This is a genomic window from Meiothermus luteus, assembly GCF_003574085.1.
In the GTDB taxonomy this organism is placed as follows: domain Bacteria; phylum Deinococcota; class Deinococci; order Deinococcales; family Thermaceae; genus Meiothermus; species Meiothermus luteus.
In genome coordinates this window covers 1-5237 of record NZ_QWKZ01000136.1, presented here as the reverse complement: position 1 = coordinate 5237, position 5237 = coordinate 1, and the positions used below count along the sequence as shown (strand labels likewise).

5 protein-coding genes and 1 pseudogene are annotated in these 5237 nt (G+C 64.4%); 3 read left to right on the top strand and 3 right to left on the bottom strand.

Annotated features, from left to right (window positions below):
* From hemG to Mlute_RS13925, 3 genes are all read left to right on the top strand, one after another.
* On the top strand, positions 1-1334 hold a 1334-nt coding region (gene hemG, locus Mlute_RS13930; protein WP_119361179.1), incomplete at its 5' end, for a protoporphyrinogen oxidase.
* 9 nt (positions 1335-1343) lie between these two features.
* Positions 1344-1505: a hypothetical protein gene (locus Mlute_RS15715; protein WP_182482579.1), complete on the top strand. Its 162-nt coding sequence runs from the start codon at positions 1344-1346 to the stop codon at positions 1503-1505.
* Between the two features lie 9 nt (positions 1506-1514).
* A complete protein-coding gene (locus Mlute_RS13925; RefSeq protein WP_119361178.1) occupies positions 1515-3071 on the top strand; it encodes an acyl-CoA mutase large subunit family protein in 1557 nt (518 codons plus the stop codon).
* Here the strand turns inward: Mlute_RS13925 and Mlute_RS13920 are convergent.
* The 3 genes and pseudogenes from Mlute_RS13920 to Mlute_RS16550 form a co-directional block, all read right to left on the bottom strand.
* Positions 3068-3583 (bottom strand): phosphoribosyltransferase, encoded by a 516-nt coding sequence (locus Mlute_RS13920; RefSeq protein WP_119361177.1) that lies wholly within the window; start codon positions 3581-3583, stop codon positions 3068-3070. The genes Mlute_RS13925 and Mlute_RS13920 overlap by 4 nt on opposite strands.
* A gap of 4 nt (positions 3584-3587) precedes the next feature.
* The gene (locus Mlute_RS13915) at positions 3588-4811 is read right to left on the bottom strand and encodes an aspartate kinase (RefSeq protein ID WP_119361176.1); all 1224 of its coding nucleotides are present in this window, start codon (positions 4809-4811) and stop codon (positions 3588-3590) included.
* 285 nt (positions 4812-5096) lie between these two features.
* Positions 5097-5237 (bottom strand): annotated as a pseudogene (locus tag Mlute_RS16550) (transposase); the annotation flags it as partial.

The window sequence follows — 5237 nt, the reverse complement described above, 5'->3', positions numbered from 1 at the left end:
CAGCCTACTACGCGCGTCGGGCTGCCCCAGGGCTTCGGATTACCCTGCTCGAGGCCGCCCTGCGCTTGGGGGGCAAGGTCGCTACCCTGCGGGAGGACGGCTTTGTGGTTGAAGGCGGCCCCGACGCGGTGGTGCGCTACAAGCCTTGGGCCTTGGAACTGATGCGCGGGCTGGGCCTGGAGGCCGAAATAGTGGGCACCCTCCCGGCCCGCCCCTCGGCCTTGATTCACGACGGGCGGCGGGCACTGCCGATCCCGGCGGGCTTGCAGATGGTGGTGCCGGCCGACCTTTGGGCCCTGGCCAGAAGCCCCCTTCTGAGCCCTTTGGGCAAGGCTCGAGCTGCCCTTGACCTGTTTCTGCCCAAAGGCCCCCCTGGCGATGAGGCTTTTGGCGCCTTTATCCGGCGCCGCCTAGGGCCGCAGGTTTGGGCGCGTTTGGCGGCCCCGCTTTCTGGGGGTATCTACGGAGGAGACCCGGGAGAGCTTTCCACCCTGGCTGCCTTTCCCCAGCTCAAAGCCCTGGAGGAGGCCCACGGCAGCCTGATCCGGGGGGCCATGCGCCAGCGTAGGGAGCGAGGCACCCGCGAGGGAGGTCAGCTCTTTGCCTCCTTGAGGGAGGGGCTTGGGGCAATGGTGGAGGCCTTGGGGGCCCGGTTGGAGGGGGTGGAGCTCCGGCTTGGGGTAGAGGTGAGGGGGCTCGAGCGCCGGCGGGAATGGTGGGTGCATACCTCCGAGGGCGCCCTTTGCGCGGATGCAGTGGTGCTGGCCACCCCGGCGGGGGTGAGCGGCCGGCTGCTGGAGCCCCTCCACCCGGAAGCGGCTCGAGCCCTGCAGCAAATCCCCTACGGCGCCTCTGCTACGGTGACCCTGGCCTTTGAGCGGGCTCACCTGCCTCCTCGGGTGGGTCATGGCTTGCTCTTGGCGGCTGGGAGCGGCTTCGCAGCGCGAGGCTTCACCTGGACCGATCAAAAGTGGTCTGGACGGGCCCCGGAGGGCCTGGGGCTGGTGCGGGCCTACTTCTCGGGGCTCCTGGCTGGCGAGGAGGAGCTGGTGGCCCTGGCCCGGCGGGACCTCGAGCGGCTCTGGGGGCGGGTGCCCCCGGTGGTGCGGGCCTGGGTTTTTCGCTGGCCCCAAGGGCTTCCCCGCTATACCCTGGGGCACCGGGAACGCGTGGCCCAGGCCCTGCGGGCCGAGGAGCTGCCCGGTCTTTTTCTGGCCGGTGCGGCCTACCAGGGGGTGGGGCTGCCCGAGGTGATCCAGATGGGACAGGCAGTAGCGGATCGGGTGGTGCAGTTTTTGCGGGCTGAGTCCACGGCCTCCTCGCGGCTGGGGTAGAATGGGGGCATGCACAACCCAAAAGACCTTCCCCCAGCGGGGGAGCTAAAGCCCGACTGGAAGGATTTTTTGGCCTTGGTGATAGCGGCCTACTCCCTTTTGCTTCCCCCTTTGCTCCTGATTTTTGGCGTAGCGGCCCTGGCCCTGCTGCTGCTTAACCTCTTTTTCTGAGGAGGGCGGATGCTCACCGCCGAAGAGCCCTTGTTTGAGTCGCTGCCCCCCGACTACAAGGAGCGGTTGGGTCGGCCGGGCGAGTACCCTTTTACCCGCGGGGTCTATCCCCGCATGTATACCGAGCGCCCCTGGACAATGCGGCAGTACGCGGGTTTTAGCACCGCTGAGGAGTCCAACGCCCGCTACCACTACCTCCTTTCCCAGGGGCAGACCGGCCTCTCGGTGGCGTTTGACCTGCCCACCCAGCTTGGACTGGACCCTGACCATCCCCTGAGCGTGGGGGAGGTGGGGAAGGTGGGGGTGTCCATCGCCTGCATTGAGGATATGCGCGCCCTGTTCCAGGGAATTCCCCTAGACAGGGTAACCACCAGCATGACCATCAACGCCCCGGCCAACATGCTGCTGGCGCTTTACCTGCTGGTGGCCGAGGAACAAGGGGTAGGCTGGGACAAGCTGGGGGGCACCATCCAAAACGATATCCTCAAGGAATACATCGCCCGGGGCACCTACATCTACCCCCCGGGGCCTTCCATGCGGCTTATTACCGATGTCTTTGCCTTCTGCGCTGAGTGGGTGCCCAGGTGGAACACCATCAGCATCTCCGGGTACCACATCCGCGAGGCTGGGGCCACGGCAGCCCAGGAGATTGCCTTTACCCTGGCCAACGGCAAGGCTTATGTGCGGGCTGCAGTTGAAGCGGGCCTCGAGGTGGACACATTCGCACCGCGGCTTTCCTTTTTCTTCGCGGCCCACAACGATATCTTTGAGGAGGCCGCGAAGTTTCGCGCTGCTAGGCGCATGTGGGCCCGCATCATGCGCCATGAGTTTGGGGCCAAAGACCCCAAAAGCTGGATGCTGCGCTTTCACACCCAGACCGGGGGTTCTACCCTCACCGCTCAGGAGCCCCTCAACAATGTGGTGCGCACCGCCTACCAGGCCCTGGCAGCGGTTCTGGGCGGCACCCAAAGCCTCCACACCAACGCTTACGACGAAGCCTTGGGCCTGCCTACCGAAAAGAGCGCCCTTCTGGCCCTGCGCACCCAGCAGATTTTGGCTTACGAGTCAGGGGTTACCCGGGCGATTGACCCTTTGGGAGGGAGTTTCTACGTGGAGCATCTGACCGATGCCCTGGAGGCGGAGGCCCAGGCCTACCTCGAGCAGATTGACCGCTTGGGAGGGGCGGTGGCGGCGGTGGAGATAGGGTTTTTCCAGAAGGAGATTGAGGAGTCGGCTTGGGCCTACCAGCGCGAGGTGGAAAGCGGACGGCGCATTATCGTAGGGGTCAACCGCTTCAACAATCCGGAATCTCCGCTCAACGAGCCGGTGCCGGTTCAGCGCATTAGCGACGAGCTGGCTGAGCGCCGCAAGGCCCAGATACGGGCCTTCCGGGCTGGCCGCGATGGCCAGTCGGTGCAGATCGCCTTGGAGTCGCTAAGACAGGCCGCCCGCGGCCCTGAGAACCTGATGCCCCACATTCTAGAAGCTTTCCGCCGCCGGGCTACCCTAGGCGAGGTCTGCGGAGTGCTCAGGGAGGAGTGGGGGGAGTACCAGCCCTCTCACTAGGCTTGCCCTGCCCCCTGGCCGGGGGTGGTCCAGCCCTGGGCAGGGTCCCAGGGGTAGACCACCCAGGCGTCGGTTTCAGCTGCGTAGTAGTCGGGGCCGTCGCCCGGGTAGCGGTTCTTCTTAGGCTTGTAGTGCAGCACCGCAACCTGGGGTTTTCCCCCCGCCAGCCTGATGCGCTCCCGCACCGCCACAGCGGTCTTCCCAGAGTCCCACACGTCGTCTATCACCAAGACCCGCTTCCCGTAGAGCAGGTGGTCGGAGGGAAACTGGAGGAAGACTGGGTCTTGAATGGTTTCGCCTACATCGGTGTAGAACATCACCGCGGCGGTGAGGATGTTGCGCTGGTCGGTGGCTTCCGAGACCAGGCAGGCCGGAATCATCCCCCCGCGGGTGACGGCCAGGATGCAGTCAAACTCGCGGGGATTGACCTGGCCTAGGAGCCTCGAGACGAGCTGGGTGATGTCCTGCCAGGCCAGGTACAGCTTGCCTGCGTATTCCTGGGGCTCGCTCATAGCCTTAGCCTATGGGCTTGTCCAGCTCAAAGGCGCTGTGTACCGCCCGGAGCGCGGCCTCGGCGTACTGCGAGGGGATGATGGCGGAGATGCGCACCTCGCTGGTGGCGATCATCTCTATGTTGGCCCCCACGCTGGCCAGGGCTTGGAACATCCGCGCCGGGATGCCCGGGGTGGAGGCCAGGGCAACCCCCACGATGGAGATTTTGCAGACGTCCCGCCGGAGCTGGGCCTCCCCACCCATCTCGGCCAGGACCGGTTCGAGGGCCTCCATGGCCTCCTCCGCAAAGTCCTGGTTGACCGTGAAGGCCATCTGGGTACGGCTGGGCTCGTGCCCGGGAACCCCTTGGATGATCATATCCACCGCTACCCCTTTCCGGCCTAGGGCCTCAAAGACCCGCGCGGCGATCCCAGGCCGATCGGGAATACCCACTAGGCCAATCTGGGCAATCTCGTCGTCAAGGGCCACACCCGTCACTGGGCGATCGAGTTCCATGCCGTCCTCCGTTACCAGGGTTCCAGGGTTGTAGGAAAAGCTGCTTCTCACGTGGATTCTCACCTTGTAGCGCTTTCCATAGTAGACCGCCCGGGGGTGCAGCACCCGTGCGCCCAAGGCGGCCATCTCGAGCATCTGGTCGTAACCGATTCTGGGGAGCTTTTGCGCCTCAGGGATGGTGTGGGGGTCAGTGGTGTAGACCCCCTCGGTATCGGTGAAAATCTCGCACTCTTCGGCGCCTAGGGCCGCTGCGATGGCCACCGCGGTCGTGTCGGAGCCGCCCCGCCCTAAGGTGGTGAGCTCACCCTCTGGGGTAGTGCCCATAAAGCCCGCTATGACCGCCACCTCGCCCCGCTCGAGGGACTGCTGTATCAGGATGGGCTCCACCCGCAAAATACGGGCGTCTCCGTAGCGGCCATCGGTGGTGATGCCGATTTGGTGCTGGGTGAAGCCCCGGGCTGGAATGCCCATGGCGTTGAGCTGCATGGACAGCAGGGCCACCGATTGCTGCTCCCCAATGGTGGTGAGCATATCCAGTTCGCGTTGGGGCGGGCGTCTGTTGACCCTTTTGGCTAGGGCGATGAGTTCATCGGTGGTGCGCCCCATGGCCGAGACCACCACGGCCAGCCGGTGGCCCTTCTCGCGGTAGTGGTGAATGCGCTGGGCAACCTTGTGAATGCGGTCTAGGTCACCCACGCTGGTTCCGCCGTATTTTTGGACGACGAGCGCCATAGCTAGCTGTGAATGCTATCACGCCTGGCGTTGCGCGCCAATAGCTGGGCGTTGCCTCGGCCGGCTTCACCAGTCTGCGGAAGGTGACTTAAGTAACCCGACATTACGTGAAAAGTTTCGCCGATCTAGACCAAATTTAGACCCAGCTTTCCTACAATAAAGCCCAGAATTTGCCAACGGCAGGAGGGAGCCATGCAGGATGAGATTCCTTCGTGTGCTACCTCATATGCTACCTCATAGCTCCCCCCTAGCCATTTTCAAGAGCACCCGGCTACGGGTCAGCCGTTAGGCTACATTGCTGAGGTTGTGGACCAGCAGGATGAGGTTCACCCGGGCCACTAGACCCCAGTAGGACCGAACCTCTATCCGGTGAAGCCCCAAAGAGCGTACCATCACGCTAAACCGGGTCTCGATCCAGTTGCGTAC

Excerpts from the sequence above, each read along its gene's own strand:
- Mlute_RS13920 (WP_119361177.1), bottom strand. The coding sequence starts at position 3,583 with ATGAGCGAGCCCCAGGAATACGCAGGCAAGCTGTACCTGGCCTGGCAG.
- Mlute_RS13915 (WP_119361176.1), bottom strand. The coding sequence starts at position 4,811 with ATGGCGCTCGTCGTCCAAAAATACGGCGGAACCAGCGTGGGTGACCTA.
- Mlute_RS15715 (WP_182482579.1), top strand. The coding sequence starts at position 1,344 with ATGCACAACCCAAAAGACCTTCCCCCAGCGGGGGAGCTAAAGCCCGAC.
- Mlute_RS13925 (WP_119361178.1), top strand. The coding sequence starts at position 1,515 with ATGCTCACCGCCGAAGAGCCCTTGTTTGAGTCGCTGCCCCCCGACTAC.